Origin of the sequence: Nocardia sp. NPDC058176, from assembly GCF_042883805.1 — a bacterium.
Taxonomy (GTDB): domain Bacteria; phylum Actinomycetota; class Actinomycetes; order Mycobacteriales; family Mycobacteriaceae; genus Nocardia.
The window spans coordinates 343,466-367,815 of record NZ_JBHVVA010000007.1 but is presented as its reverse complement, the minus strand read 5'-3'; the positions used below and the strand labels follow the sequence as shown (position 1 = coordinate 367,815).

Here is a 24,350-nt window from a genome sequence, read left to right as displayed (position 1 = left end):
GGTTAGGCACCGCGGCTTGCTCCTTCGTCGCGTACGCCGCGGCGCCTAACCGGCGGCCCGGCCGCGACCGGCCACTGCGTGGCCGCCGCTCCTCGGGGTCGCGGGTGCGGGGCTGGGTGAGGCTGTCATGGCGGATTCAAGTGGTGCCGTGTGGGTGGCTCTCAGTCGAGGAGGGCTACCGAGGCTATGCGGTGGAGGGTGAAGTGGCGGGTGGCGCCGGAGACTGGGTCGATGGCGTCCAGTTGGCCGTTGCCTACGCGGAGGGGCTCTACTACGCGTTGGCTGGCCACGCCCTGGGCGTCCACGTAGCCGATGTTGACGGGGCGGCCTACGCGGGCGGCCAGTTGGAGTAGGGCGAGGGTGGCGGCGGTGCCGGTGCGGGTGCCGTCGGTGCGGACGGATCGGCCGGTGCGGGCGCCGGCGGCGCGTTCGCCCGCGCGGAGTTCGGTGACCAGCATGGCCAGCTGTTCCTCGCTGGGGGAGCTGGGGCGGTAGGGCTTGCGGGCGAGGGGGCGCACGGCGATGCGGGCGCCGCGGGGGCGCAGGTCGACGATGGTGCCCGCGGAGTCCTCGCCGGCGGGTGCGAAGCCGGCGGCGCGTAACTGGTCCAGCATTTCGGCGAGGGGGGCCAGGGCGATCGCCACGGTGGGGGCGATCGCGCGCAGGGCCAGGGTTTCGGCGACGGGGGCGGCCAGGACCTGGGCGAGCAGCGCGGGGTCGTCGCTGCGGAGGAAGGACTGGGCCACGCCCGCGCGCAGTTGGCCGTGTCTGCGGGCCACGTCGTCGATGAGATAGGTCAGCGACTGGGGGACGGGGGTGCGGGAGTGGTTGGCGAACAGGGCGTGCAGTTCGGCGGCGGTGAGCCCGGCGTCGAGCGCGCGGCGCACCGAGGCATCGCCGACGCGGTAGACGGTGGCCGCGCCCGCGGACTCCACATCGGCGACCAGGGCGATCCGGCCGCGCAGTTCGGGTACCAGCGGGCCGGGGGCGATCACGGTCAGGTCGGCCTGGACGAGCACGTGGTCGACGGGTTCGGGGAGCGCGGCGGCCATCTCGGCCTCGGCGTCGGCGATGCTGGTCGGCGCACCGTGCAGCAGAGCACGTGCCGCCGAGTCGAGGGCACCGCGCCCGAGCAGGCCGACGGTGGCGGCCTCGGCCAGCGTGGCGGCCACCGCGTCGAGGCGGAAGTGCCTGCGCCGCCGCGGCATCCGCCAGGCCAGCAGCTTGCCGAGATCACCCGGGGTCAGCGCGGTGCCGGTGGGGTACTCGGCGAGCAGCCCCAGAATCGCGTGCCGGTCGCGCACGGCGTGCGGTATCCGCAGTTCGGCCGACAGCGCCGCGATCGGCTTGTCGGCGGCATCGCGCAGGCCGATCATCCACGGCATCCGGTCCAGGTCGAGCCAGGCCTGTGCCAGCAGCACCCAGCGCGTCGCGGGCGGCGCGTCCAGCCAGGCGTCCGCGGCGGGTGTCGGCGCCCAGAAGTCGTCGGTGGAGTCGAGATCGGGCGGCGGTTCGGGCAGGCCCTTCTCGACGAGTTTCGCCGCGGCCAGCAATTCCAGCAGCAGACCGGCGCGCTGCTCGTCGATTCCGGTCTGCTTGGCCAGCCTGCGCAATTCGCGCACCCCGAGCCCACCGGCGCGCAGGGCGGGGGCGGGCAGCTTGCCCAGCGCGTCCAGCAGATCGGTGCAGTCGCGCAGCAGCTCGCCGACTTCACCGGCGCCGACCGCGTTCACCTCGGCGGGGGCGTTCTTGGTCAGCGCCGGTTTCGGCGGGGTGAGCGCGTGCGGGTCGGTCACCGGTTCGCCGCGCAGTAGTTGTCCGACGGTCACCGGCAGCTCGACGGTCTCGTTATCGATGCGGTGCAGCAGCCGGGCCGCCAGCAGCCGCGGCACCGGGCGCTCGGGCGCGGTCCCCGGCGCGGCGTCTCTGGTGCGGCCGCGCGGACCCGTGGTGGCCAGCTTCTCCAGCAGCGCCCGTTCGGCCGGACTCGCCTGTGCCAGCGCCGCGTTCACCTCCGGCTCGGTGAGCGCGTCCGGCAGCGCGGTCGTCGCGCCGAGTGGCCAGGGGAGGGCTTCGGCGGCCGAGGGGGCCAGGTGCAGGTCGTCACCGACCTGCCAGACCAGCGCACGGTCGAGCAGCCGGGTCAGCGCGGCGGTGAACGCGGTCTTGGTGACGCGGTCCTTGAGCTGCGCGTGCAGCGTGACCCGGGTCAGCGGCGTGAGCTCGGTACCGATCGTGCGCGCGTCCTCATTGGCCGTCAGCGCCTCGATGATCGCGAACTCGAGCGTGTCCAGCTCGTCGGCCGCCCGCAACACCGAGGCACGCTGCTGCGCGCGCACCGCGAGCACCGACATCGACGCGGGCAACGGCACCGCGAGATCGGGGCGCATCTGCAGCAGTTTCACCAGCTGAGCGTCGGTGCGCGCACCGAGCCAATCGGCAAGTGAGTCCGTCGCGATCATCCGATCAAGCCTACGTGGTGCGTATGCCAGAATGTGTTCGTGGTGAACAAATCGAAGAAGCCCTACGTCGACAACGGCTGGCCCGAGGTGGCCGACGGCGAGCACGCCGTGACCGAACTGTCGGCGACCCGCGCCGGTAACCTCTCGCCCTTCGGTGAGGACGCCGTGTTTCCCGTCCCGGCAGCCACGCTGCCGTATGTGCATCCCCAGACCACCATCAACCGGGTGTAGTCCGGACGGGAAAAACAAGAGCCCGCATCCTTCGAGGATGCGGGCTCTTGTTGTCTGCGGAGGCGATCAGGAGGGCAGCAGGCCCTTGTTCGCCTGGAAGAAGTCGATCACGGCCGGGTCCAGCTGAGAACCCTTGGCGGCGTTGACGAAGTCGAGTGCCTGCTGCGGCACGGCGATGCCCTGCTGCTGCACGACGGTGAGGGCGCGGTCGACGGCCTGGAAGACTTCCTGGCTCGGATCCTGGACCTGCGGGACCTCGGGAACCCACTTCGGGGTCGAGGGAACGGCGCGCTCGCTCGGGCCGCTGCTCAGGCCCAGCTTGGCCGAGCAGGAGGGCCATGCGCCCCAACCCTGGGTGGCGAGAACCTTTTCGGCGACCGCGATCTGCTGTTCGCGGGTGGCGTTGTGCGCGGAGGCGGCGTACTCCCCGCCGCCGTGTGCGGTCCAGGTGGAGGGCGAGAACTGCAGCCCGCCCTGGTAACCGTTGCCGGTGTTGATACCCCAGTTGCCGCCGGCTTCACACTGTGCGAGGCGATCCCAGTCGGAGTCGGGGGCCGCGCTGGCGTTTCCGGCGAGGGCTGCACTCGCGGTGCCGAAGATCGCGCCGGTGACGGCGACCTTGGCAACGGTGCGCCCGGTGGAAGTCGGCTTGCGGTGGCGTCCACTCATATCGGGTTTCTTCCTCTCGTGCGCACCTGCATGTGGTCCGGACTGAGAGGTCTCCCGGTCCGCCCTCACCCCTCGATTCCAATCGGGGTCCGGTACCCGCGGGGCGAGGTTCGGTGCGGCGGGCCGGTGGTGCCGGGGGTTGCCCCGACTGAGAGAAACGGTACGACGGACCGCGGGGAAAGTCACTATTTGGTAACCGGCGTGTACGACGGGTCTCGGGGTGGTCTCAGGGTGATCCCCGATGCCGTCGGCGCGTCCGCGCAGGTAGCTGCGGTGTCGGGTGTGCGCGACGGTTGCACGCTCACTTCGTGATCATGCCGTTATGTGATGAAGGTCACATAACGGCCTGGGTAACGATCCCCCGGGGTAACCGGTTGACGCGTCAGCGGGCGCGGCGGCCCGACCACAGCGCGTATCCCAGCGCGAGCAGGAAGCCGACCGGCGCGAGCATCGCCAGCAGGTACAGCCACAGTCCCGGTCGTCCATCGGTCACGATCGGCGTCGCGAAGATGCCGATCACGGCGAGCACCCCGATCCCGACGAAGGCGACGGCCACGTGCAGCAGGCGATCACTCGGGCGGCGGGGAGCGGGCGAGGCGGGCGGAGGTGAGTTCGTCACCGGTGCACCGTAAAACTGATGTGCTCGCGGTATGGCCACCGGGGTAGACTCTGGGCACATCGCGTCCTGCCTTGTTGTGGGGCGCGTTCTTTTCGCGACAAGCAGAAGTGTGTAACCCGGGCCACAAGGGTTCGGGTGTCGAATGATGAACGGGTGAGCGCAGTGCCGACCGGCCGGGTGAAGTGGTACGACGTCGAAAAGGGCTTCGGCTTCCTTTCCCAAGACGAGGGCGAGGACGTCTATGTCCGCTCCTCCGCGCTGCCCGACGGCGTCGAGGGCCTCAAGCCCGGACAGCGCGTCGAGTTCGGCATGGCCGCAGGCCGCCGCGGACCGCAGGCGCTGAGCCTGAAGCTGCTCGAAGCCCCGCCCACCGTGCGCGGCGACCGCGGCGCGCAGCCCGCCCGCAAGGACGCGGGCCCGCGCAAGTCGCCCGATGAGCTGCACGGCCTGGTCGAGGACATGATCACGCTGCTCGAGACCAAGGTGCAGCCGGACCTGCGCCGGGGCAAGTACCCGGATCGCAAGCTGTCACAGCGCATCTCCGAGGTCGTCCGGGCGGTCGCCCGCGAGTTGGACAACTGAGCGAACATCGGCCCCGGACCACTGGTCCGGGGCCGATGTCGTTCAGGCGTCGTCTTCGGGCGTGACGATCGACCAGGCGGCGTGCGGGATGTAGGTCTCGCGGTCGGTGGCGATGTCGCGGGCCAGGATCGGCAGCTGGACCTCGATGCCGACCAGGCGCAGGTCCGGTTCCGGCTGGGAGTCGATCGTGAGGGCCCTCGCCCGCGCCGGGTAGTCGGCGAAGCTGAGCACCCGGTCGACCTGCTCGCCGTTGGGCCGCTGGTAGATCAGCTGCACCAGCCACGGGGATTCGACGATCTCGGTGGGCAGCGAGATCTGCACCGGCATCCCGGACGGCACCCGCAGCGGGGTGGTCTCGCCGTAGCGGCAGTCCTCCATCCGGACGGTGCAGTACATGAACGGCGCCACGGTGACCGACTTGCCGTGCGCGTAGGCGGTGATCTTCGGTTCGTACGCGGGCGCCTTCGAGACGGCGACGGCGACCCACACCGCGGTCACCACGGCGAGCGCGGTCAGGCCTGCGGCGACCGAGATGAGGACCGTGCGAACGTTGAGCGTGCTCACCAGATGGGATCTCCTGTCCCTCGCGGAACCGAACCGGGATCGACCCGGTCCGGATGGGTAACGGTCACTTCCTGCTCCACATGCTGCGGACGATTACCGCCGAGGCCGGGGAGCAGTGAGTGTCCGGTGTAACTGGCGAAGGTCTGCACCAGCCCGAGCACCAGGATCACGCTGATCACCGCGAAACCCTTCCAGTACTCGGTCGGCAGCAGCACACCGGCCGACCCGCCGACCACCCAGCTCAGCTGCAACACCGTCTCCGACCGGCCGAAACCGGAGGCGATCGACTCCGGCGGCAGATCGTCCTGGATCGAGGCGTCGAGCGAGACCTTGGCCAGCGCGCTGGCCGCCGCCGCGACCAGGGCGGCGAACGCGGCGCCGAACAGATTGCCGGTGAACACGGCGAACAGCGCGACCGCCGTGCACGAGGCCGTACACCCGAGCACCACCAGCGATGGCCTGCCCAGTTGCAGCCGCGCGCCGGTCGCGTTGCCGCCGAAGTTGCCTATCGCCGCGGCCGCGCCGACCACGCCGAGCATCGCGGCCTGCTCGGTGGGACTGCCGCCCGACCCCTTCGCGACGAAGGCGACGTAGAAGGTCAGGAAACCGGTGAGCACGCGAATGGAACTGTTGCCCCACAGTCCGGTCACCACCGACCGTCCGAGCGGTTGCCGTCGTTTGCGCGGCGGCACGGCGGACAGCTGGGCCGGTTCGAGCACCTCGGTCTGCGCGTCGGGGCCGTGATAGGTCAGCGTCGCGGGCACCTCGCCCTCGGTGACCTCGACCCAGCGCGGGATGCGCAGGCTCAGGTACGCACCGGCGATGGCGAGGCCGGTGGCGAAGATCAGCGCCCCGGTCGACCCGGCTATCAGCGCGGCCAGCGCGGCCAGCGCGCCCGCGCCGATCGTGCCGCCGACCAGGCCGAACACGGTCAAGCGGGAATTGGTGCGGACGAGGTCTATGTCGGGTGGCAGGACGCGCGGGGTGACCGCGCTCTTGAGCACCGCGAAGGATTTCGAGCCGACCATCATGCACAGGGCCAGCGGATACAGGCCCCAGGTGTCGATGTTGAAGATCAACAGCACCGCGAAGATCGTGCGCAGGCCGAAGGTCGTGGCCAGTGCCAGTCGCCGCCCGCGCTGCAGGCGGTCGAGCAGCGGCCCGATCAGCGGGGCGATCAGCGCGAACGGCGCGATGGTGATCAGCAGATACAGCGCCACCTTGGTCTTGGACTCGGCGGTGGCGCTGGCGAAGAACAACGTATTGGCCAGGGCGACCGCGATCGCGGCGTCGAGCGCGAAGTTGGCCATGGTGGCGTAGGTGAGCGCGGTCAGGCCGGACTGGTCGGCGCCGTCGGCCTTGGCCGCCCGCTGGAAGGTCGCGAATCCGCGCTCGGTGAGTTCGCGGCTGCGCATGGCGGCGACCCTGGTGACGGTGAGTTTCCGGGGGACACGCTGTTTGCCCGTGTCCTCGACGATCTCCTCGGCGCGGGTGAACGGGCGGGTGCCCGCGGGGCCGTGGTCGTTGACCGGGTTGCTCGGCGCGGGAGGTCGACCGGTCTGCTGCGGGTCGGGTGGGATGCGGTGGTCGGGGGACCTGCGGTCGGGCGACGGGCCGCCGCCGCGCTCCGGGTCTCCGCTCTGGGCCCGGTTCGATGTCGTCCAGTCGCGTTTACCCCGGCCACTGTTCGGCAACGGAGTCGTCTGTGGATCGGCCGGACGATTGCGCCGGAAGATGCCCCGCGTCGGCGGATCGGCGGGCGTATCGGGACGGGGAAAGACTTTGCGCGGCGTACCCGAACGCGGCGGGTACTGCCCGAAACCGGGGTGCCGCCCGGGTGGGCCCCCTGCGGTGCCGTCCCGGCGACCACGGTCGGGACCGGACGGATCGCGGGGCGTATTGACGTCCCCCCGGCTGTGACCAGCCGAGGTTCCTCCTGGCCCGTGAAATGGACCTTCGGTGGGTTCCTGGTTCACTGAGTCGTGCTCCCCGCTAGGCGGTAAGGCTGACGGACTCTCCGCAGGCGTTTTGCCACTCCGCCCGTCCGGCGGCGTGGATGTTCTTGGCGGCATTGTGGTCGCGGTCGTGTACCGCGTGGCAGGCCGAACACGTCCACTTGCGTAGCGAGAGATGCTTCCTGCCGCTCCGCACGCCGCAGCCGCTGCATATCTGGCTCGACGGATAGAAGCGCTCCACTTTCCCGAAGACCCGACCATATCTGGCGGCTTTGTACTCGAGCATGTTGACGAACATGCTCCATCCAGCATCGTGGATCGATTTCGCCAGTCGCGTTCGAGCCATGCCGGAGACGCACAAGTCCTCCACGAACACCGCTTGGTTCTCGCGGATGATCGCGGTGGACTGTTTGTGCGCCCAGTCGCGGCGGGCGTCGGCAACTGCGGCGTGGGCCTTCGCAACACGGATGCGTTGCTTGTGCCGGTTCTGGCTGCCGACTCGTTTGCGGGACAGTCTCTGCTGCGCGACCCGAAGACGCCTGGCCGCGCGCCGGAGGAATCTGGGTGAGCTGATCGTTCTCCCGTCCGAGAGCACAGCGAATGTTTCCAGTCCGAGGTCGATGCCCACTTCGGAATCGGACGGCGGCATCGGCACGTCGTTCGTGTCGACCACGAACGACGCGAAGTACCGTCCCGTGCTGTCGCGAATGATCGTCACCGATGACGGATCCGACGGGAGCTCGCGAGACCATCGAACTGCGAGTTCTCCGACCTTCGCGAGATAGAGGCGTCGGTTCGCCCTGATGCTGAATCCGTTGCGGGTGAGCCGGATCGATTGCAGGGAGTCTCTGCGTGACCGGAACCGAGGAGGGCCGACCCTGCGACCCTTCCGTTTCCCGGACAACGAGTCGAACCAATTGCGATAAGCCCGACGCGCGTCCCCGCACGCTTGGACCAAGACCACTGATGCCACCTCTGCGAGCCAGGAGCGCTCTGGTGACTTCTTCGCAAGGGTGATGACTCGTCTCTGGATCTCGGTATCGGAGATCTTCACCCCCGCCCTGTGCGAGTCCTGCCGCAGCCTGAGGCAATCGTTGAACACCACACGTGCGCATCCGAACGACTGGGCGAGCGCGTTCTGCTGCTCGGGCGTCGGATACACGCGGTAGCGATAACGCAACTGCACGCCGCGACGATAGCAGCGATGCATGATTGCTCGCTACGGCCGCTGGCGGCGCGGAAGGTTGCCGTAGGTGCCCGAGCTCTCCTCTCGGGCCTCTGACTGGAACGCTCCGTGCACCTGTCACAGTCCAATTCTGGCGCACGCGGGCCGCGTGCGTTCACTCGCGGCGGGGCAATGTCGGACACATCGGGCTATTTCGGGACGAAACGCACCTCGAACAGCCGGGGCCAGTACTTGCCGGTGAGCAGGAATCGGTCGGTTCCCGGGAGGTGGGCGATGCCGTTGAGGACGTCGGTGCCCGCGCGTTCGGCGGGGGAGAGCAGCCCGCCCGCCTCGATGACCGCGAGGACCTGGCCGGTGTCGGGGTCGATGTGCAGGATCTCGTCGGAGGGGTAGTTGTTGGCGTAGACGGTGCCGTCGGGGGCGCAGTCCAGTTCGTTGGGCTGGGGGCGGGCGTAGCCGGACAGGGTCACCGAGCCGGTTTTCGCGAAGGTCACCCGGTCGCGGAAGGTGAGGGTGTCGGTGCCGTCGCTCATCACCAGCCGGTCCGGCTGGGCGCACACGCCCCAGCCCTCGCCCTCGTAGGACACCCGGCCGGTCTCGGCCAGGGTTTGCGGGTCGCGGGCGAAGGCGATGCCGTCCTTCCAGGTGATCTGCCAGACGATGTCGCCCGCGCGGGTCATGCCCTCGCCGAACATCTCGGCGGGCAGGTCGACGTGGGCCCGTTCGGCGCCGGTGTCCTGGTCGGCGGCCCGCGCGCTCGACACGCCCCACATGCCGGTGCTCTCGTAGCGGATGCCGTCGACCACTTCCAGACCCTGGGTGAAGGCCTTCGGATCGTGCGGTGACGAGCCGATCACCTCGACGCGCCAGCGTGGCGGGCCCGGCTCGTCGGGGCCCCCGCAGGCGGTCGTGGCGAGCAGGCTGACCAGCACAGCGACGGCCAACGAAGTCCCGATGCGGTTCATACGGCAAAATGTATGCCGTGAGCGCAGTATCTGTTTCGGAGTCCGGCGTGCGTCCCGTTCTGGCCGATGCGGCCGAGGTCGCACGTCGTGCGCTCGTCGAGTTGGAACCCGACGGGGTAGGAATCCATCTGGGGGTGACCGCCGAGGACGACTCGGCAGCCACCCACCGGTTCGAGACGACCCTGGCGGGTTATCGCGGCTGGCAGTGGGCCGTGGTGGTGGCCGCACCACCGGGGGCCGACCGTGCCACCGTCAGCGAGTCGGCGCTGCTGCCGGGGCCCGACGCCCTGATCGCGCCCGATTTCATCCCGTGGGAGCAGCGGGTCCGCCCCGGCGACCTCGGCCCCGGCGACCTGCTGGCCCCGCCCGCGGACGACCCGCGCCTGGTCCCCGGCTATGTGGCCACCGGCGATCCGGTGATCGACGAGGTGGCCCGCGAGGTCGGGCTCGGCCGCGTGCAGGTCCTCAGCCTCGACGGCAGGCTGGAAGCCGCCCAGCGCTGGTACACCGAATACGGCCCCGACACCGAAATGGCCAAGGCCGCCCCCGCCACCTGCGGCCTGTGCGGCTTCTACTTACCCCTGGCCGGCGCCCTGCGCGAGGCCTTCGGCGTCTGCGCCAACGCGATGGGCGCCGACGGCCACGTCGTCAACGTCGAATACGGCTGCGGCGCCCACTCCGACGTGGTCGCCCCCAGCGGCAACGGTTCCCCCCGCTACGAGGCCTTCGACGACCACGCCGTCGACTTCGTGGACATCGTCCGCGCGGAACAGGCGAATGCCGGTGACGCGTCGAGCGTCATCGAAGATGATTCCGCCGACCAGCAGGTGTCGGCGTCGCTTCCGGCCGACGAGCAGGGGGCAGCGCCGGATCCGGCTGACCGGATCGAAATCGCGAATGCTTCGGCCGGCGAGAAGCAAGCAACAGAAGCTCAGGTAGCCGACGCCGACCAGGAAACCGCCGAAGCAGTGGCCGTGGACGCGGCAGCCGCCGACCGGGCCGCCCTCGCCGAAGGTGTGGAGGCGGAGTCGGCCGAGGACGTCGTCGCCGCGGAAGTCGTTGCGCGTACCGAGCAGGCTCTGTCCACCGATCCGATTTCGGTCACCGATCCGGCCGAGGCGACCGAGGTCTCCGGGGTGTCCGAGGCCACCGAGACGACCGAGGTCGCCCAGACGACCAAGGGCCCCGAGCTCACCGACGGCACTTCGCCCGCCGCCGACGACGCGAAGGGTTCTACCGCCGCGTCGGACGCACCCTCCACCACAGGTGACGTCGAGGCCGCTGACCAGGATTCGCTCGCCGGAGCCACCGCACCAGAGCCGGCCGAAGCGGTTGCCGCCGCAGAGTCCGCACCGAGCGCTCAGTCCGCCTCGGCCACCGAGACCGCAAGCGACGACACCGTTGGCGCCACTGGTGCTTCGGAGGTTGCCGCCGCCCGCCGCGACATCGAGGCCGCGGATGCGGGTGCGGTGGAAGCGGATGAGACTGCGTTCGCAGCTGACGTGTCGGTGCCCGATGCCGATGCCGATGCCGATGCCCGGGGTGCCGGGGAATTCGTGGACGAGCACGGATCGTCGGTGGCGCGCTGAACGGAGCGGCGGATCCCTTCGGGACCGCGGAGCTGCGGGCCGGAGTTCTTGCCGCCTGGCGGGATTCGCCGACGCGGTTGCGTGAGGACAGTGCGAGTGAGGCGGATCTGGTGGCCGCGGGCTACCGGGATCGGGTGCTCACCGAGCTCGCGCAGAACGCGGCCGATGCCGCGGCGAAGGCCGGTGTCGCGGGAGAGTTGACAGTCCGGGTGCTCGACGGGCGGTTGCATGTCGCGAATACCGGTGTGCCGCTGAGTGTTTCGGGTGTTCATGCGCTCACGGCCTTGCGAGCGTCCGGCAAGTCCGATGCTGCCCAGGTCGGGCGGTTCGGGGTCGGGTTCACCGCGGTGCGGTCCGTCGGTGACGAGATCGAGGTGCGCTCGACGAGTGGATCGATCCGGTTCTCCCGCGCGGCGACCCTGAACGCACTGCACGACACCGGCATCCACATCCCCGACGACCTCACCGCGATCGCCCCACCGGCGCTCCGCCTGGCCTGGCCGGTCCCGACAACCCCCGTCGCCGGCGCCGACACCGAGATCGTCGTCCACCTCCGCGACGACATCGACCCGACCGCACTCCTCACCGCCATGCGCGCCGAGGCCCCCGACCTGCTCCTGGAACTGCCCGCCCTCCACCGCATCCGCATCGGCGACGACGAATTCACCAGCACGGTAACCATCCCCGCTGCCGCTGCCGCTGCCGCTGCCGCTGCCGCTGCCGCTGCCGCTGCCGCTGCCCGCGGTGGTGCTGCCCGCGGTGGTGCCGAGGCGGACGACAGGGCTGCTGCCGACGGCGAAGTGGGCGGCAATGCCGCTACCGAATCCGCTGCCGACGGCGCCGCCGCTGCCGACGGCGCCGCCGCTGCCGAGGGCGACGGCGCTGCCGTGGGCGCCGCCGCTGCCGAGGGCGATGTCGCCGCCGCTGCCGAGGGCGATGTCGCCGCCGCTGCCGAGGGCGACGTTGACGCTGCTGCCGAGGGCGATGTCGACGCTGCTGCCGAGGGCGACGGCGCTGCCGAAGCCGACGGCGCTGCCGGTGCGGATTTCGGAGCGCTCACCGAGCTCACCATCACCCTCCCCTCCGGAGACCGCCGAACCTGGTGGCAGTACCGCACCCCCCGCGCCCGCTGGCTCCTCCCACTGGAAAACGGCCGCCCCGGCCCCGCCGCCCCGGACGTCCTGCGTGCACCCACCCGCTCCGACGAGGATCTCTCCCTCCCCGCCATCCTGGTCGCCGACATCCCCATGCAACCGGACCGCCGCCGCCTCCTCCCCGGTGCCCGCCTCTCCGAACTCGCCCAGGGCTACGCCGATTTCGCCCGCGCCCTCCCGCCCCGCGACCGCCTGACCCTCGTCCCCACCCCCTCCTTCGCCCGTAGCGAAACCGACGGTCTCCTCCGCGAAGCCGTCATCACCGAACTCCGCACCAACCCCTGGCTCCCCGTCTGCGCCCCTGCAACGTCCCCGGATCCGGGCGAATCCGCGCCCCCGCGCTCCGATTTCGAGGCGCTGACGAATCCGGAAGAGCTCGCAGGTCTCGGATCCGATGCGGTCGATCCTTCGACTCGCGTCACCCTCGGCGACTCCGAGTCTCCCGCCGAAACGCTAGACCTCGCCGACCTTTTCGCGGCCGAACCGCACACCGCGCCCCCAAGGGCTGCCGACCAGCACGGTCCTGGCCGATCGTCGGACCAGACCGAGACACCAGATCTCGCGGACTTGTTCGCGGCCGACGAATCCGCCACGTCGAGCACTGTGGACGTCGGCGGACAGTCGGGTCGGACCGAAACGTCCGACGTGTTCACATCGGTCGACCCTGCCTCTCGCCTGGACATCCCCGGCAGCGCCGTCCCCACCAGCATCCCCACCCGCGCGAGCGTATTCCCCGACCTCACCCCGGAACTGGCCGAACTCCTCGCCGACATCACCGGCCCCTTGGTGATCCCGGAACTGTCCGGCCGCCCGTACCAGGACAAACTGTCGGTCCTCGACGTCCACCGCCTGGGCCCGGCTTCCCTGGCCGAGCTCTCCAGCGGCCTGGACCGCGAACCGCGCTGGTGGCGCCGGTTCTACGCCGCGCTGGAACCTTTCGTCGTCGACACCAGGACCGCCGAGGAGTTCGGCGCGCTCGCCGTGCCGCTGGCGGACGGCCGTCTGGTGACCGGACCGCGCACTGTCGTCCTCGACGATCAGCTCACCGTCGCCGTCCCGGTGCACTGGGCCCGCCTGGCTCACCCGGACGCCACGCACCCCCTGCTGGCCCGTCTGGGCGCCCGCAGCGCCTCCGCCGAGGACCTGCTCACCGATCCCGGCCTGCGTGACCTGCTCGAGCAGGACCCGGCCGACCCGGACACCGTCACGGCGGTCCTGCACCTGGCCCAGTTCACCTCGGCGACCCTCCCGCCCTGGCTCGGCCTCCTGGAACTCCCCGACGACACCGGCGAGTTGCGCCCCGCCGACGAACTGCTCCTCCCGGGCGCCCCACTCGCCGACGTCCTGGTGGCCGACTCGCCCTTCGGCACCGTCGCCGACTCCGCCGTCGCCGAGTACGGCGACCAAGCCCTGCGCGCGATCGGCGTCGGCTGGGATCTGGCGGTGCTCACCGATCCAGACCCGGTCGGCCCCGACCACGACCTCGACGACGAACAGTCCTGGTGGGACAGCCTTTCCACCGACCCTCGCGAGCTCGTCGCCGTCCGCGACCTGGACCTGGTCGACGACCACCGCTGGCCGCAGGCCCTGCGCCACCTGCTCGCCACCCCGCGCACCCGCGCCCTGCTGGCCGATCGCGACGGCTACACCGCCTGGTGGCTGCACCATCACGCCCAGCTCGACGGCATCCCGCTGGGTCGGCTCCGCCACCCCGACGACGCCGAATTCGCCGGTCTCCTCCCGGTCTTCGCCGCCGACGGCATCCACGGCACCGACCTGGCCGCCCTGCGCCCCCTGCTGGTCAACCCGGACGTGATGTCGGCCGAGCTGGCCGAAGAACTCCTCGACGCCCTCGCCGACCCCGCGAGAACCCCGGCCCCCGAGGTCATTGCCCGCACCCACACCCGCCTGGCCGAGGCCGTCGCCGCCGGCGCGCTCGACCCGCGCGAACTCGAGCTGCCCGAGCAGGTCCGCGCCCTCTCCGGAGCCGTCGTCGACGCGGGCACCGCGCTGGTCCTCGACGAGCCGTGCTTCGGCCTCGTCGTCCCACCCGAGCGTCTCCTGGTCGGCGACAGCGCCAGCGCCGAGGCACTGGCGACCCTGCTCGACCTGCCCCTGGTCTCGGAGGAGATCAGCGCCGAGGTGCTCGGTACCGGCAGGCACAGCACCTGGGCCGCGGAACCGCTGGGCGTGGTGCTGCGACAGCTGTGGTCACCGCCCGGCACCACCGGCGCGCTGGTTCTGCACGACACCCTGGAAGTGCACCTGCGCGGCGCGATCTCGGGCACCGTGCGGGTGCCGTGGTGGCGCGCCGACGGCGTCGTGCACGTCCAGGTACCCGGTGTCGGCTAGCTCGCGTGCGCGACGACCATCTCGGCGAGCAGATCGAGCTGGGCCTGGACCGCTTCGCTGTCGTCGTCGACCAGCCAGCGCAGCACGATCCCGTCGATGACGCTGAGGATGAACCGGCTCAGCGTGCTGACCGGGGTGTTCCACTGGGCGCCGGTGGCCTCGCGGCAGTGGTCGATCACGTCGGCGACGGTGTTGTCGTTGAAGGTGTACTGCTCGCGGGCGATGGCGATCTTGGCCGGGGTGGCCTCGCCTTCGCGCAGCGCGTAGGTGGTGGTCTCGTAGGTGAGCAGTTGTCGCTCGGGGGTCGCTTCGATGTTGCGCCACATCAGTTCGAGGCAGTTGCGCACCAATTTGTGAAGCGCTTCTTTTCCTGTTCCGGCGTCTTCCCATACCGATTCATCGGCATCGACGGAATCGCGCAATTCCATGGACAGCGCTTTGACCAGCTCGGTCATCAGCGCGTCCTTGTTTTCGAAACAGTAATGCACCACACCGAGCGAGACACCGGCCGCTTGGGCGACATCGCGGGTGGTCACGCCCGCCACGCCCTTTTTCTCGGCGAGACCGATCGCGGCCTCGATCAGGTGGGCTCGTCGTTCTTCGACGCTCAATCGGGAGGACACGTGTGCGAGTTAAGCGCTCGCGTCGCGAACAGTCAATTCGCCGGTCCGCGTGGAAAATCCTGGACATACGACCAGTTGGTGTGGTTGTCTCCGAATCGGAAGTTGCGAAGGAGTTCCGCTGATGCCCCTGACCCGTCGTACCGTGCTCGCCGCCTCGGCGCTGGGCGTGACCGCCGTGCCCGTCCTCTCGACGCTGGCGGGGGCTCGAATGCCCGGCGCGCAGGCGAGCCCGGAACCCGGCGGATTCGAATTCGGGCTCGGTATCGCCGATCTCACCGGCCCGGCCGCGGAATGCGGCATGATGGGTTACTCCCAACTCGAACAGACGACCGCGGGAATTCATCTTCGGCCGCGCGCCAGAGCGTTCGTGATCGGGTCGGGCCGAAATCGCGTCGCCTTCGTCGCGGTGGAGAACGGCGCGGTGTTCGGCTCGGTGCACGACGGCGTCCTGCGCGCGCTCGCACAGCGTTTCGGTGACCGCTACACCGAGCGAAATGTCGTGCTCACCTCCACCCACACCCATTCCGGTTGTGGCGGTTCCGCGCACGACTACGCCTACACGTTGGCGACGCTGGGATTTCAGCAGCAGGTCTATGACGTCGAGGTGGCGGGCATCGTCGAGGCGATCGTCGCGGCCGACGCCGATTACGCGCCGGGCACCGTCGCGCTGGGCCGATCGGAATTGCGCGATGCCAGCGTGAACCGCTCGCGGGTGGCCTTCGACCGCAATCCGGCGGACGACCGGGCGGTGTTCCCCGACGCGGTCGACCCGGCGGTGACCACGATCGTGTTCGCCAGGGCGGGTCGCCGGGTGGGCGCGCTCACCTGGTTCGCCACCCACAACACCTCGATGACCAACGCCAACCGCCTGATCAGCTCCGACAACAAGGGCTACGCCAGCTACGCCGCCGAGCATCTCGAGCACGGCGTCCGCCACCTCGACGGCAAGCCCGATTTCCTCGCCGCCTTCGCGCAGACCAACGCCGGTGACATGTCGCCCAATCTGAATCTCGCCCCTGGCGACGGGCCGACCACCGATGAGTTCGCCAACACCAGGATCATCGGCGAACGCCAGTACGACGCGTCGAAAGCCGCCGCCGCGCAGGCTGTTCCGATGTCGGGCGCGGTCGCCTCGCTGCACTGCTACATCGACCTCGCCGACCTGGCGATCGACGGCCGCTTCACCCCCGACGGCGCGCCCAAGCGCACCGCACCGGCCGCCGCGGGCGTCTCGCTGGCCGCGGGCAGCGTCGAGGACGGCCCCGGCCTGCCCGGCGGCCCGATCTCGGAGGGCGTGCGCAATCCGCTGGTCGACTTCCTCGGCGGGATCGACCATCCGCACCCGGCCTGGCTGGCCGACGCGCAGGCGCCCAAGGCGATCTTCGCCCCGCTCGGCCTGCTCCCGCCGGTGCCGTGGGTGCCGAATGTGGTGCCGATCCAGCTGGTCCGCCTCGGCGGGCTGTATCTGGCCACGGCCGGCGCGGAATTCACCATCGTGGCCGGGCTGCGGGTGCGGCGCGCGGTGGCCGCGACGCTCGGCGTCGACCTCGATCAGGTGCTGCTGCAGGGCTACACGAACAACTACCACCAGTACGTCACCACGCCGGAGGAGTACGACGCGCAGCAGTACGAGGGCGCGTCGACCCTGTTCGGCCGCTACACGCTGTGCGGGTACGTCCAGGAGTTCACCCGACTGGCGGAGGCGTTCGCCGGCGGCGGCGCGGTGGCGCGCGGTCCGGCGCCGCGCGATGTCTCCGCGCTGCAACCGAACTTCGTCGCCGCGCCCGGCCCCGACGCGACGCCGCAGGGGCTCGGCTTCGGCGCGGTCCTCGTCCAGCCGCCCGCGCACACCGCGCGTGGGGAGCGGGTGGCGGTCGAATTCGTCTCCGCGCACCCGAAGCACAATCCGCGCCGGGGCGACACGTTCCTCGACGTGCAGCGCCGCACCGGCAGCGGGTGGACACGGGTGGCCAACGAGGGGGAGTGGGACGTGCGGTTCCACTGGCGCAAGGAAGGCGACGCGATCTCGATCGCCCGCTTCACCTGGGACGTCCCCGCCACCGCCCAGCCGGGCACCCACCGCTTCGTGCACTACGCCGACGCGCTCGGCGCCGACGGGATGCTGCGCCCGGTCACCGGGACCAGCGCGGAGTTCGAGGTGACCGCCTAATCGGTGTCGATGCCCACCTGGGCGCCCTTGTCACCGCGCCGGGCCGATCGGCGTTGGGCCAGGTAGATCGACGACCCGAGCACACCGACGACGAACCCCATCACGCAGACCGGACGCGCGTCCGCCCAGTCCGGGACCACCCACACCAGCACGGTGGCCAGGGCCCAGGCGGCGAAACCGGCCAGCACGACCGGGCGCGGATCGACCAGGAATCGGGGCAGCTGAGGAATCTCGGGGCTGACGGGTCCGGCATCCATACCCAAACAGTAGCGGTGCGAAACCCATCAGGTGGGCCTGGCGTACCGTAGAGTTCTGCACTGTGACAACGCCATCGGACGTCCGCGCCCTGGCCGGTGATCTCTCACTGGCGGTTGTGCGGCTCACGCGACATCTGCGCGGCCGCCGTGCCGACGCGCAGATCTCGCTCACCCAGCTGTCCGCGCTCGCGACGCTGGCCCGCGATGGCGCCATGACGCCCGGCGCGCTGGCGGGCAAGGAACGGGTGCAACCCCCGTCGATGACGCGCGTCATCGCCTCGCTGTCGGACCTCGACCTGGTCCAGCGCCGGCCGCACCCGACCGACGGCAGGCAGATCATCGTCTCCCTCTCGGCCGCCGGTCGCGCGTTGATCGCCGACGAGACCCACGCCCGCGAGGCCTGGATGACCGAGCAGCTGGCCGGGCTGCGGCCCGACCAGCTCGCCGTGCTCGATCAGGCCGTCGCGATCATGAACCAGATCGTCGCCGAATCGGAGTGATCAGCCGATCGTGCGGGCGCGCGCCGCGTCCGCGTCGACCACGTCGTGGCCGAGCGGGAACAGCGACAGCGGCACCAGCTTGAGGTTCGCCCACGCGAACGGCAGCCCGATGATCGTGACCGCCAGCGCGATGCTGGTGAACACGTGGCCGAGCGCCAGCCACCAGCCCGCGAAGACGAACCAGATCACGTTGCCGATCAGCGAGCCCGCGCCCGCGCTCGGCTTGTCGACCACGGTGCGGCCGAACGGCCACAGGACGTATCCGGCCAGCCGCAACGAGGCGATGCCGAACGGAATGGTGATGATGAGGACGAAACAGATGAGCGCGGCGAGCAGGTAGCCCAGCGCCATCCAGAACCCGCACAAGACCACCCACAGGATGTTCAAGATCAACTGGACCAGCTTCATGCTTCCAGCATGCCAGGATTGGCCGGTGGCCGAAGTGATAGACATCGACGACCCCGCCGACCCGCGCGTCGACGACTTCCGCGATCTGTCCTCCGCCGACCGCAGGCCCGATCTGCCCGGACGGAAGGGCCTGGTCATCGCCGAGGGTGTCGTCGTCGTGCAGCGGATGCTGGCGTCCCGGTTCACCCCGAGCGCGCTGCTCGGCGTCGGGAAACGACACGCCGCGCTGGCCGATGATCTGGCCGGTCGCGACATCCCGTACTACCGGGCCAGTGCCGAGGTGATGGCCGAGGTGGTCGGCTTCCATCTCAATCGCGGGGTACTCGCGGTCGCGCCGCGCCCGACCGAGCTGAGCCCCGCCGAGGTGCTCGACGGCGCGCGCACGGTGGCCGTGCTCGAGGGCGTCAACGACCACGAGAACCTGGGGTCGATGTTCCGCAACGCGGCCGGTCTCGGCGCGGACGCGGTGCTGTTCGGCGATCGATGCGCCGACCCGCTGTACCGGCGGGCCGTTCGCGTCTCGATGGGGCACGTGCTCCGGGTGCCGTTCGCCCAGCTGCCCGAGTGGCCGGGCGGACTCGACCTGCTGCGCGAACGCGACTTCCAGATCATCGCGCTGACCCCGGACCCCGCCGCGGTGAACCTGGCGACGGCGATGACCGGCGAGCGCGTCGCCCTGCTGCTCGGCGCGGAGGGCCCCGGTCTCACCGAGGAGGCCATGCGCGCCACCGACATCCGCGCCAGGATCCCGATGTCGCCGGGCACCGACTCGCTCAATGTCGCGACCGCGGCCGCGATGGCCTTCTACGAACGAGTGCGGACGTCATGAGCCCGGGATCCGAAGGCCCCTACCGGGCCCAACCGGATTCGGTGCCCTGGGTGGCCGGTGGCACCGTCGCCGCGCTGGTCGCCGCGCTCGGCGGGGTCGGCGTGTACGCCTTCGGGTCCGCGCTGGCCGCGGTGCATCCGCTGCTCGCGGTCGTGGTGAATGTCGTGGCGGCGGTGGGGGTGGCGCCGACGGCGTGGCGGTGGCGGTTCACGCCGGTGGTGCGGTGGGTGCTCGCCGGTGCGGCGGGCGGGGTCGTTCTCGGCTGGGTCGCGGTGATCGTCGACCAGCTCGTCGGCTGAGGCCGCGCGGCACTCGGTCAGGCCGCGCCGCGGACGGTCTCACAGCGCACGGTCGGGTCGCGCACGGTCGGGTCGCGCGCAGTTGAGCTGACGGCGCCCGGTCGAGCCGCGTGGTGCCCGGTCGAGCCGCGTGGTGCCCGGCCTGGTCTCACAGCACGCGGTCGGCGCCGCGCAGCCAGCCGAATACTCCACGCCTGCGCCGGGTGGCCGCGCCCGGGCGGGCAACCAGCGTGGACTTCGTCTCGGGCGCGCGGCCTTTCGGATACAGCGTGAACCCGCACACCGCCAGGTCTGCCGGACCGACCTGTCCGGCTTCGCCGCGATAGCCGAAGCCGAGCCACTCCCGATTGGCCGCATCGGCGAAGTCCGGCGGATCGAACGGCAGCGACTGCGGTCCGGGCCGATCGTCGCTGCGCCACGGCACCGGACGCTCACCCGCCCAGAACGTGCGCTCCCACACCATCGGCAGCCCCTCGTTCTCCAGGATGTCGACCCGGGTGGAACTGAACGACCGCCGGAACTCCCCCCGCTCCCAATGCGCGAACGCCCCCCAGTGCAGCTTCGCGTCGAACGACACCAGATAGGTCTGCTCGGAGGCGAGCGGCCGCACCAGCAGATCGGGCAGCTTCGTAGGCCGCACCAGCGCCGCCTCAGCGGTACAAACCACGGTCAACCCCGGATAGCACCCGATGTACACCTCGTCGCGATCCGGCCCGGCACACCCGTGCAGCGTCCCGATCATGATCGGCCGCACATCGTGCTCGGCATACAACTGCCCCGCCAACGCCGCCGCCGCAACAGGATCGGGATCAGGTCGACCCCGCAGAACCCCAGCGGGATCGGCCGTGTCGACGTACCAGAGCGTGGAAGCCGAAATCACGAGCCACCTCCCACCTCGACCGAATCACCAGGTCTCGCAAGAACATGGGTAACTCACCGGGTACGGGCCAACTCTCCCCGCACCCGACCACCGGCCGCCAACGTCACCAGACCTCGCACCCGAGTCCGGCCAAAATACCCGGAGAGGCGGAACAGCTCAGTGCCCGGAGCTGCGGACGCCCAGGAGTACGTCTTCCCAGGACGGCATCGGTGCCTTGCCGCGCTTGGGCCGGTTCTGCTTCGGCGCGGGCTTCTCCGCCGCCGCGGGTTCCTCGGCGACCGGCTTCTCCTGCTGTGCCACCGGCTGACTCGGCGCCGCGGGGGCCGCCGGGACCGCGGGAACGGCCGGAATCGGTGCTGTCGGCGCCGGTGCGGCCGGAATCGCCGCCGCGCCACCACCGGCGGCCACCTGACGCTGTTCGTAGTACTCGTCCAGCGTCGGCTGGGCCGGGCGGGCGGTCGGCCGCGCGGTGGGCGCGACCTGCTCGCGCGGGCGCGGCTCGACCGGGACCGGAGGTTCGATGACCGGCGCGGGTGTCTCCACCGGCGCGGGCAGGATGGTGGCCAGTCCGCGCAGTGCGCGACCGAAGTCGGGATCGATCAGATCGTTGGCGGGATCGTCGAGCGGGGAGACCGAACCGCCGTGCGCGTCGGGCTGGTAGCGCCAGTGCGCGGCGATCTCGGAGTGTCCGTTACGCCACTGTAATTGGGCGACCCAGAAACCCTTTTCGTCTTTCCAGGCGTCCCATTCGGCCTGTTCGATGGCGTGCCCGCGCTCGGTGAAGGCCGCGGTGACGATCTCGCTCAGCGTTTCCACCGCGGGACCGTCGGGGAGCACCGGATGCGCTTTCTGCGCCAGTTCGGCAGCCCGCGCGCGTTCCAGCAGCACGGGGTAGGCGAAACGTTCGACTTTGCTTTCCGGCATCCCGGACTCCGCCGTGACCTGCTCGACAGACGCTCCGGCTCGAATGCGGGCCTGGATATCGCGAGGACGCATGGACGCCTCCGTTTCGATCTCGATCTGGCCGAATCGTGCGAGGTCGCCGCGCGCCGCCGCGCGGAGCTTGTCGTCGGCGGGCAACCGGAACTTGGTGCCGGACTCGGTATCGCTGCACACGATGTGGGCGGAGTCGGGCGTCACCCCGATCACTCGAAGTTCACGCACCGCTACCTCCCTATCGCGTCGGCTACGACACCGCCCACTTTCCTAGACAGTAGTGCACATTACTTGGCCGTGGCAGCAGACACGCACGACCGAAATCGCACACCGGGACCGTATGTCCCGCTAATCTGATCGGCTCCCCGCGCGAATTCCGGTCCTGTGCAGGCATTTTGGTGATGGATCAACATCAAATTCAGGCCCCGGGATCGGTCGCTCGAAGCAAATGTTGCGAAGCTCATGCAAAGGGCCGGTGTCCGGTCGATCCCTTTCGGGATCTCCGGGCACCGGCCCTATTGCGGTCTTATCTCAGAGCTGTCCGACGACCCAGTCGATCGAACGGGTCAGCTGCGAAACATCTTCCGGATCGATCGCCGGGAACATGCCGACGCGCAGCTGGTTACGGCCCAGCTTGCGGTACGGCTCGGTGTCGACGATGCCGTTGGCGCGCAGGATCTTGGCGACCTGGGCGGCGTCGACCGCGTCGTCGAAGTCGATGGTGCCCACGACCTGCGAACGGTGCGCCGGATCGGTGACGTACGGGGTGGCGAAGGAGCTCGACTCGGCCCAGGAGTACAGGCGCGAGGACGAATCCAGGGTGCGCTTGACGGTCCAGTCCAGGCCGCCGTTGGCGTTCATCCACTCGATCTGGTCGGCGAACAGCAGCAGGGTGGCCAGCGCCGGGGTGTTGTAGGTCTGGTCCTTGGTGGAGTTGTCGATGGCGATCGGCAGCGACAGGAAGTCCGGGGTCCAGCGACCCGACTCCTTGATCTCGGCGACCCGGGCCAGCGCGGCCGGGCTCATGATCGCGACCCACAGGCCACCGTCGGCGGCGAAGCACTTCTGCGGGGCGAAGTAGTAGACGTCGGAATCGGCGATGTTCACCGGCAGACCGCCCGCGCCGGAGGTGGCGTCGATGGCGATCAGGGCGTTGTCCGAACCGGCCGGACGCGACACCGGGATGGACACACCGGTGGAGGTCTCGTTGTGGGCCCAGCCGATGAGGTCGACGCTCGGGTCCGACACGGGCTCGGGCGCGCTGCCCGGGTCCGCGGAGACGACGATCGGGTCGCCGATGAACGGGTTGGCCTTGGCGACCGAGGCGAACTTGGAGGAGAACTCACCGTTGGTCAGGTGCAGCGAACGCTCGCGGATCAGGCCGAACGCGGCGGCGTCCCAGAACGCGGTGGTGCCACCGTTGCCGAGCACGACCTCGTAGCCCTCGGGGAGGGAGAACAGCTCACGCAGGCCGTTGCGAACGCGCGCGACCACGTCCTTGACCGGCTTCTGGCGATGGGAGGTGCCGAACACCGAGGCGCCAACAGTCACCAGGGACTGCAGCTGCTCCGGGCGGACCTTGGAGGGGCCGCAGCCGAACCGTCCGTCGGCGGGCAAGAGGTCGGCGGGAATCGTCGGGAACGCACTGGTCATGGGGAGGAGTTTAGTGGTGAGGCGCCGCGTTGTGGTCCGCACCCCCTCCCGGTGCCCGGGGGTGTGTGGACGGCCACGTCCGCCGGGTGCGGGGAATTTGCCCTTGCGCCGAGCGGCGACCGATTACCCTCCATCCATGAGCCTCGCCGTGGCCGACTCGGGTCGGACCCTGCTCGACCGATGTGCCTGGGCGTTCGGGAGGCGGCCCGGCCTGCTGCCCGAGAGCGGCCGCCGGGAACTGCTGATCAGGGGGCTGTCCGCCACCGCCACCGTGCTCTCGGTGCGTACCCGGCGTGGCGAGGGTGGCTACCGGTTCTCGGTCCGGGTGAAGCTGCCCGGCGAGCTGGCCTACGACGCGCGGGTCCGGCAGCGGGTCCGTAGCCAGGATCTGGAATGGATGCGCCCCGGCGACCTCGTCGGCTGCCGCGTCGATCCCGGCGACCGGGATCGGGTGGCCCTGTTCCTGCCCGAGATCCCGGAAACCGGCCGCAGCGCCGCCGCCAAGATCCTGGCCAACGGCCGCCGCGCCGAGGCGACGGTCCTCGCCGTGTCCCCGGTCGCGGCCGACTACACCGGCCGCGAGGACCCGGTCTTACGCCTGGACCTGGAACTACGCGCCTGGGACGAGCCGTCACCGTGGCGCGTGCGCCTGATCCAGCCGGTACCGCTGGCCGCGGTCGGCCAGATCGAACTCGGCACCCGCCTCGAAGCCGCCTTCTTCACCGTCGACCGCGGAGACTCCGTCGCCATCGATTTCGCCGCCCTGTCCTGATCGATCGACCACCTCGAATGGTCGTAGTCCGAGTGTTGGCGTGTGTCCGTTCTTTTCGCCACTGGCCCGCACACTCAGCTGTTCAACGCGGTGGCGCCGGGTAAGCTCGCGCCATGACGATCCCGGCCGTGGACTCGCTGCCGCATCAGATGACGGAAGCGCAGTATCGACAGCTTCCCGAGGAGGTCTCCCGGGAGATCGAAGTGGTGCACGGGCACGTCATCGTCTGTGAATCACCCACTCCCGAGCACAATCGCATCGCCCGTCGGCTGGCGAACGCGATGGAGGATTTGCCGAGCACCGAAGCGTGCATTCGGGCCGAGACCGACATCGACGTGGTGCTCTGGCGGGTGCCGAAGTTCACTTTCCGGCGGCCCGACGTGACTGTTTACAGGTGCCTCGATGAACCTGGGGACAAGCCGGAAGCAGGTGACACCCTGATTGTCGTTGAGGTGTCTTCGCCGTCGACCGCTGCCGAGGACCTGCTCGACAAGAAGGCCCAGTACGCGCGCGTCGGTATCCCGCTTTACCTCGTCGTCATGCTGGATACCAAGTTCGATATCGCCGAGGTGCTCGAGTTCCGGCTCGACGCACATGCGCGTGAGTACCGGCTCCACCAGATTCATCGCGAGGGGTTGCTTCACCTCGAACATGTGATCGTCGGCGACATCGCGTTCGCCGAACTCACCCGCTGA

General features: G+C 70.1%; 22 protein-coding genes and 1 pseudogene. 10 read left to right on the top strand and 13 right to left on the bottom strand.

Annotation, left to right across the window (positions count from 1 at the left end; translation table 11 throughout):
* Nucleotides 1–161: 161 nt before the first annotated feature.
* Nucleotides 162–2,462 (bottom strand): helicase-associated domain-containing protein, encoded by a 2,301-nt coding sequence (locus ACFVVM_RS29695; RefSeq protein ID WP_387625044.1) that lies wholly within the window; start codon nucleotides 2,460–2,462, stop codon nucleotides 162–164.
* 39 nt (nucleotides 2,463–2,501) lie between these two features.
* On the opposite strand from ACFVVM_RS29695, the gene ACFVVM_RS29690 reads away from it, so the two are divergent.
* Entirely contained in the window at nucleotides 2,502–2,693 is a 192-nt protein-coding gene (locus ACFVVM_RS29690) for a hypothetical protein (RefSeq protein ID WP_387625042.1), read from the top strand.
* Between the two features lie 66 nt (nucleotides 2,694–2,759).
* Here the strand turns inward: ACFVVM_RS29690 and ACFVVM_RS29685 are convergent, their stop codons facing one another.
* Together ACFVVM_RS29685 and ACFVVM_RS29680 are read right to left on the bottom strand one after the other, a co-directional pair.
* Nucleotides 2,760–3,362 (bottom strand): transglycosylase family protein, encoded by a 603-nt coding sequence (locus tag ACFVVM_RS29685; protein WP_387625040.1) that lies wholly within the window; start codon nucleotides 3,360–3,362, stop codon nucleotides 2,760–2,762.
* Between the two features lie 382 nt (nucleotides 3,363–3,744).
* A complete protein-coding gene (locus tag ACFVVM_RS29680; RefSeq protein WP_387625038.1) occupies nucleotides 3,745–3,981 on the bottom strand; it encodes a hypothetical protein in 237 nt (78 codons plus the stop codon).
* A gap of 162 nt (nucleotides 3,982–4,143) precedes the next feature.
* Here ACFVVM_RS29680 and ACFVVM_RS29675 point away from each other — a divergent pair, with 162 nt between their 5' ends.
* The gene (locus tag ACFVVM_RS29675; protein WP_206045850.1) at nucleotides 4,144–4,563 is read left to right on the top strand and encodes a cold-shock protein; all 420 of its coding nucleotides are present in this window, start codon (nucleotides 4,144–4,146) and stop codon (nucleotides 4,561–4,563) included.
* Nucleotides 4,564–4,605: 42 nt separating this feature from the next.
* Here the strand turns inward: ACFVVM_RS29675 and ACFVVM_RS29670 are convergent, their stop codons facing one another.
* The 4 genes from ACFVVM_RS29670 to ACFVVM_RS29655 form a co-directional block, all read right to left on the bottom strand.
* Entirely contained in the window at nucleotides 4,606–5,127 is a 522-nt protein-coding gene (locus ACFVVM_RS29670; RefSeq protein WP_387625036.1) for a DUF2771 domain-containing protein, read from the bottom strand.
* Nucleotides 5,124–6,821 (bottom strand): MFS transporter, encoded by a 1,698-nt coding sequence (locus tag ACFVVM_RS29665; protein ID WP_387625034.1) that lies wholly within the window; start codon nucleotides 6,819–6,821, stop codon nucleotides 5,124–5,126. Before ACFVVM_RS29665 ends, ACFVVM_RS29670 begins: the two co-directional genes overlap by 4 nt.
* Nucleotides 6,822–7,119: 298 nt before the next feature.
* On the bottom strand, nucleotides 7,120–8,268 hold the full coding sequence (locus tag ACFVVM_RS29660) for an RNA-guided endonuclease InsQ/TnpB family protein (protein ID WP_387625032.1): 1,149 nt from the start codon (nucleotides 8,266–8,268) through the stop codon (nucleotides 7,120–7,122).
* Between the two features lie 188 nt (nucleotides 8,269–8,456).
* Nucleotides 8,457–9,233 (bottom strand): glutaminyl-peptide cyclotransferase, encoded by a 777-nt coding sequence (locus ACFVVM_RS29655; RefSeq protein WP_387625030.1) that lies wholly within the window; start codon nucleotides 9,231–9,233, stop codon nucleotides 8,457–8,459.
* A gap of 8 nt (nucleotides 9,234–9,241) precedes the next feature.
* Here ACFVVM_RS29655 and ACFVVM_RS29650 point away from each other — a divergent pair.
* Nucleotides 9,242–9,986 (top strand): annotated as a pseudogene (locus ACFVVM_RS29650) (DUF3027 domain-containing protein); the annotation flags it as partial.
* Between the two features lie 832 nt (nucleotides 9,987–10,818).
* Nucleotides 10,819–14,328, top strand: coding sequence for a sacsin N-terminal ATP-binding-like domain-containing protein (locus tag ACFVVM_RS29645; RefSeq protein WP_387625065.1), 3,510 nt, complete (start codon nucleotides 10,819–10,821; stop codon nucleotides 14,326–14,328).
* On the opposite strand, the gene ACFVVM_RS29640 is transcribed toward ACFVVM_RS29645, so the two are convergent.
* Nucleotides 14,325–14,951 (bottom strand): TetR/AcrR family transcriptional regulator, encoded by a 627-nt coding sequence (locus tag ACFVVM_RS29640; protein ID WP_387625028.1) that lies wholly within the window; start codon nucleotides 14,949–14,951, stop codon nucleotides 14,325–14,327. The genes ACFVVM_RS29645 and ACFVVM_RS29640 overlap by 4 nt on opposite strands.
* A gap of 121 nt (nucleotides 14,952–15,072) precedes the next feature.
* Here ACFVVM_RS29640 and ACFVVM_RS29635 point away from each other — a divergent pair, with 121 nt between their 5' ends.
* Complete coding sequence (locus tag ACFVVM_RS29635) at nucleotides 15,073–17,121, top strand: neutral/alkaline ceramidase (RefSeq protein ID WP_387625026.1); 2,049 nt, start codon at nucleotides 15,073–15,075, stop codon at nucleotides 17,119–17,121.
* Here the strand turns inward: ACFVVM_RS29635 and ACFVVM_RS29630 are convergent.
* Nucleotides 17,118–17,378, bottom strand: coding sequence for a DUF2530 domain-containing protein (locus ACFVVM_RS29630; protein ID WP_387625024.1), 261 nt, complete (start codon nucleotides 17,376–17,378; stop codon nucleotides 17,118–17,120). The genes ACFVVM_RS29635 and ACFVVM_RS29630 overlap by 4 nt on opposite strands.
* A 62-nt stretch (nucleotides 17,379–17,440) precedes the next feature.
* Between ACFVVM_RS29630 and ACFVVM_RS29625 the strand changes: the two genes are divergently transcribed.
* On the top strand, nucleotides 17,441–17,878 hold the full coding sequence (locus ACFVVM_RS29625) for a MarR family winged helix-turn-helix transcriptional regulator (protein WP_387625022.1): 438 nt from the start codon (nucleotides 17,441–17,443) through the stop codon (nucleotides 17,876–17,878).
* Here ACFVVM_RS29625 and ACFVVM_RS29620 read toward each other — a convergent pair whose 3' ends face one another.
* Entirely contained in the window at nucleotides 17,879–18,286 is a 408-nt protein-coding gene (locus ACFVVM_RS29620; RefSeq protein WP_387625020.1) for a YccF domain-containing protein, read from the bottom strand.
* A 25-nt stretch (nucleotides 18,287–18,311) separates the two neighbouring features.
* Between ACFVVM_RS29620 and ACFVVM_RS29615 the strand changes: the two genes are divergently transcribed.
* On the top strand, nucleotides 18,312–19,115 hold the full coding sequence (locus ACFVVM_RS29615) for a TrmH family RNA methyltransferase (protein ID WP_387625018.1): 804 nt from the start codon (nucleotides 18,312–18,314) through the stop codon (nucleotides 19,113–19,115).
* The gene (locus ACFVVM_RS29610) at nucleotides 19,112–19,414 is read left to right on the top strand and encodes a DUF2537 domain-containing protein (protein ID WP_387625016.1); all 303 of its coding nucleotides are present in this window, start codon (nucleotides 19,112–19,114) and stop codon (nucleotides 19,412–19,414) included. The genes ACFVVM_RS29615 and ACFVVM_RS29610 overlap by 4 nt, the downstream gene beginning before the upstream one ends.
* 148 nt (nucleotides 19,415–19,562) lie before the next feature.
* Here the strand turns inward: ACFVVM_RS29610 and ACFVVM_RS29605 are convergent, their stop codons facing one another.
* The 3 genes from ACFVVM_RS29605 to serC form a co-directional block, all read right to left on the bottom strand.
* Nucleotides 19,563–20,294 carry a DUF6928 family protein gene (locus tag ACFVVM_RS29605; RefSeq protein WP_387625014.1) on the bottom strand — a complete coding sequence of 244 codons (732 nt, stop codon included), beginning with the start codon at nucleotides 20,292–20,294 and terminating at the stop codon, nucleotides 19,563–19,565.
* 156 nt (nucleotides 20,295–20,450) lie between these two features.
* Nucleotides 20,451–21,458, bottom strand: a complete 1,008-nt coding sequence (sepH, locus tag ACFVVM_RS29600; protein ID WP_387625012.1) for a septation protein SepH — start codon at nucleotides 21,456–21,458, stop codon at nucleotides 20,451–20,453.
* 303 nt (nucleotides 21,459–21,761) lie between these two features.
* Nucleotides 21,762–22,883 carry a phosphoserine transaminase gene (gene serC / locus ACFVVM_RS29595; protein WP_387625010.1) on the bottom strand — a complete coding sequence of 374 codons (1,122 nt, stop codon included), beginning with the start codon at nucleotides 22,881–22,883 and terminating at the stop codon, nucleotides 21,762–21,764.
* A 136-nt stretch (nucleotides 22,884–23,019) separates the two neighbouring features.
* Here serC and ACFVVM_RS29590 point away from each other — a divergent pair, with 136 nt between their 5' ends.
* Both ACFVVM_RS29590 and ACFVVM_RS29585 read left to right on the top strand, forming a co-directional pair.
* Nucleotides 23,020–23,655 (top strand): hypothetical protein, encoded by a 636-nt coding sequence (locus tag ACFVVM_RS29590; RefSeq protein WP_387625008.1) that lies wholly within the window; start codon nucleotides 23,020–23,022, stop codon nucleotides 23,653–23,655.
* A 113-nt stretch (nucleotides 23,656–23,768) separates the two neighbouring features.
* Nucleotides 23,769–24,350 (top strand): Uma2 family endonuclease, encoded by a 582-nt coding sequence (locus ACFVVM_RS29585; RefSeq protein WP_387625006.1) that lies wholly within the window; start codon nucleotides 23,769–23,771, stop codon nucleotides 24,348–24,350.

Coding starts and splice junctions, on each gene's coding strand:
- ACFVVM_RS29610 (WP_387625016.1), top strand. CDS start 19,112: ATGAGCCCGGGATCCGAAGGCCCCTACCGGGCCCAACCGGATTCGGTG.
- ACFVVM_RS29685 (WP_387625040.1), bottom strand. CDS start 3,362: ATGAGTGGACGCCACCGCAAGCCGACTTCCACCGGGCGCACCGTTGCC.
- ACFVVM_RS29585 (WP_387625006.1), top strand. CDS start 23,769: ATGACGATCCCGGCCGTGGACTCGCTGCCGCATCAGATGACGGAAGCG.
- serC (WP_387625010.1), bottom strand. CDS start 22,883: ATGACCAGTGCGTTCCCGACGATTCCCGCCGACCTCTTGCCCGCCGAC.
- ACFVVM_RS29655 (WP_387625030.1), bottom strand. CDS start 9,233: ATGAACCGCATCGGGACTTCGTTGGCCGTCGCTGTGCTGGTCAGCCTG.
- ACFVVM_RS29630 (WP_387625024.1), bottom strand. CDS start 17,378: ATGGATGCCGGACCCGTCAGCCCCGAGATTCCTCAGCTGCCCCGATTC.
- ACFVVM_RS29695 (WP_387625044.1), bottom strand. CDS start 2,462: ATGATCGCGACGGACTCACTTGCCGATTGGCTCGGTGCGCGCACCGAC.
- ACFVVM_RS29590 (WP_387625008.1), top strand. CDS start 23,020: ATGAGCCTCGCCGTGGCCGACTCGGGTCGGACCCTGCTCGACCGATGT.
- ACFVVM_RS29635 (WP_387625026.1), top strand. CDS start 15,073: ATGCCCCTGACCCGTCGTACCGTGCTCGCCGCCTCGGCGCTGGGCGTG.
- ACFVVM_RS29620 (WP_387625020.1), bottom strand. CDS start 18,286: ATGAAGCTGGTCCAGTTGATCTTGAACATCCTGTGGGTGGTCTTGTGC.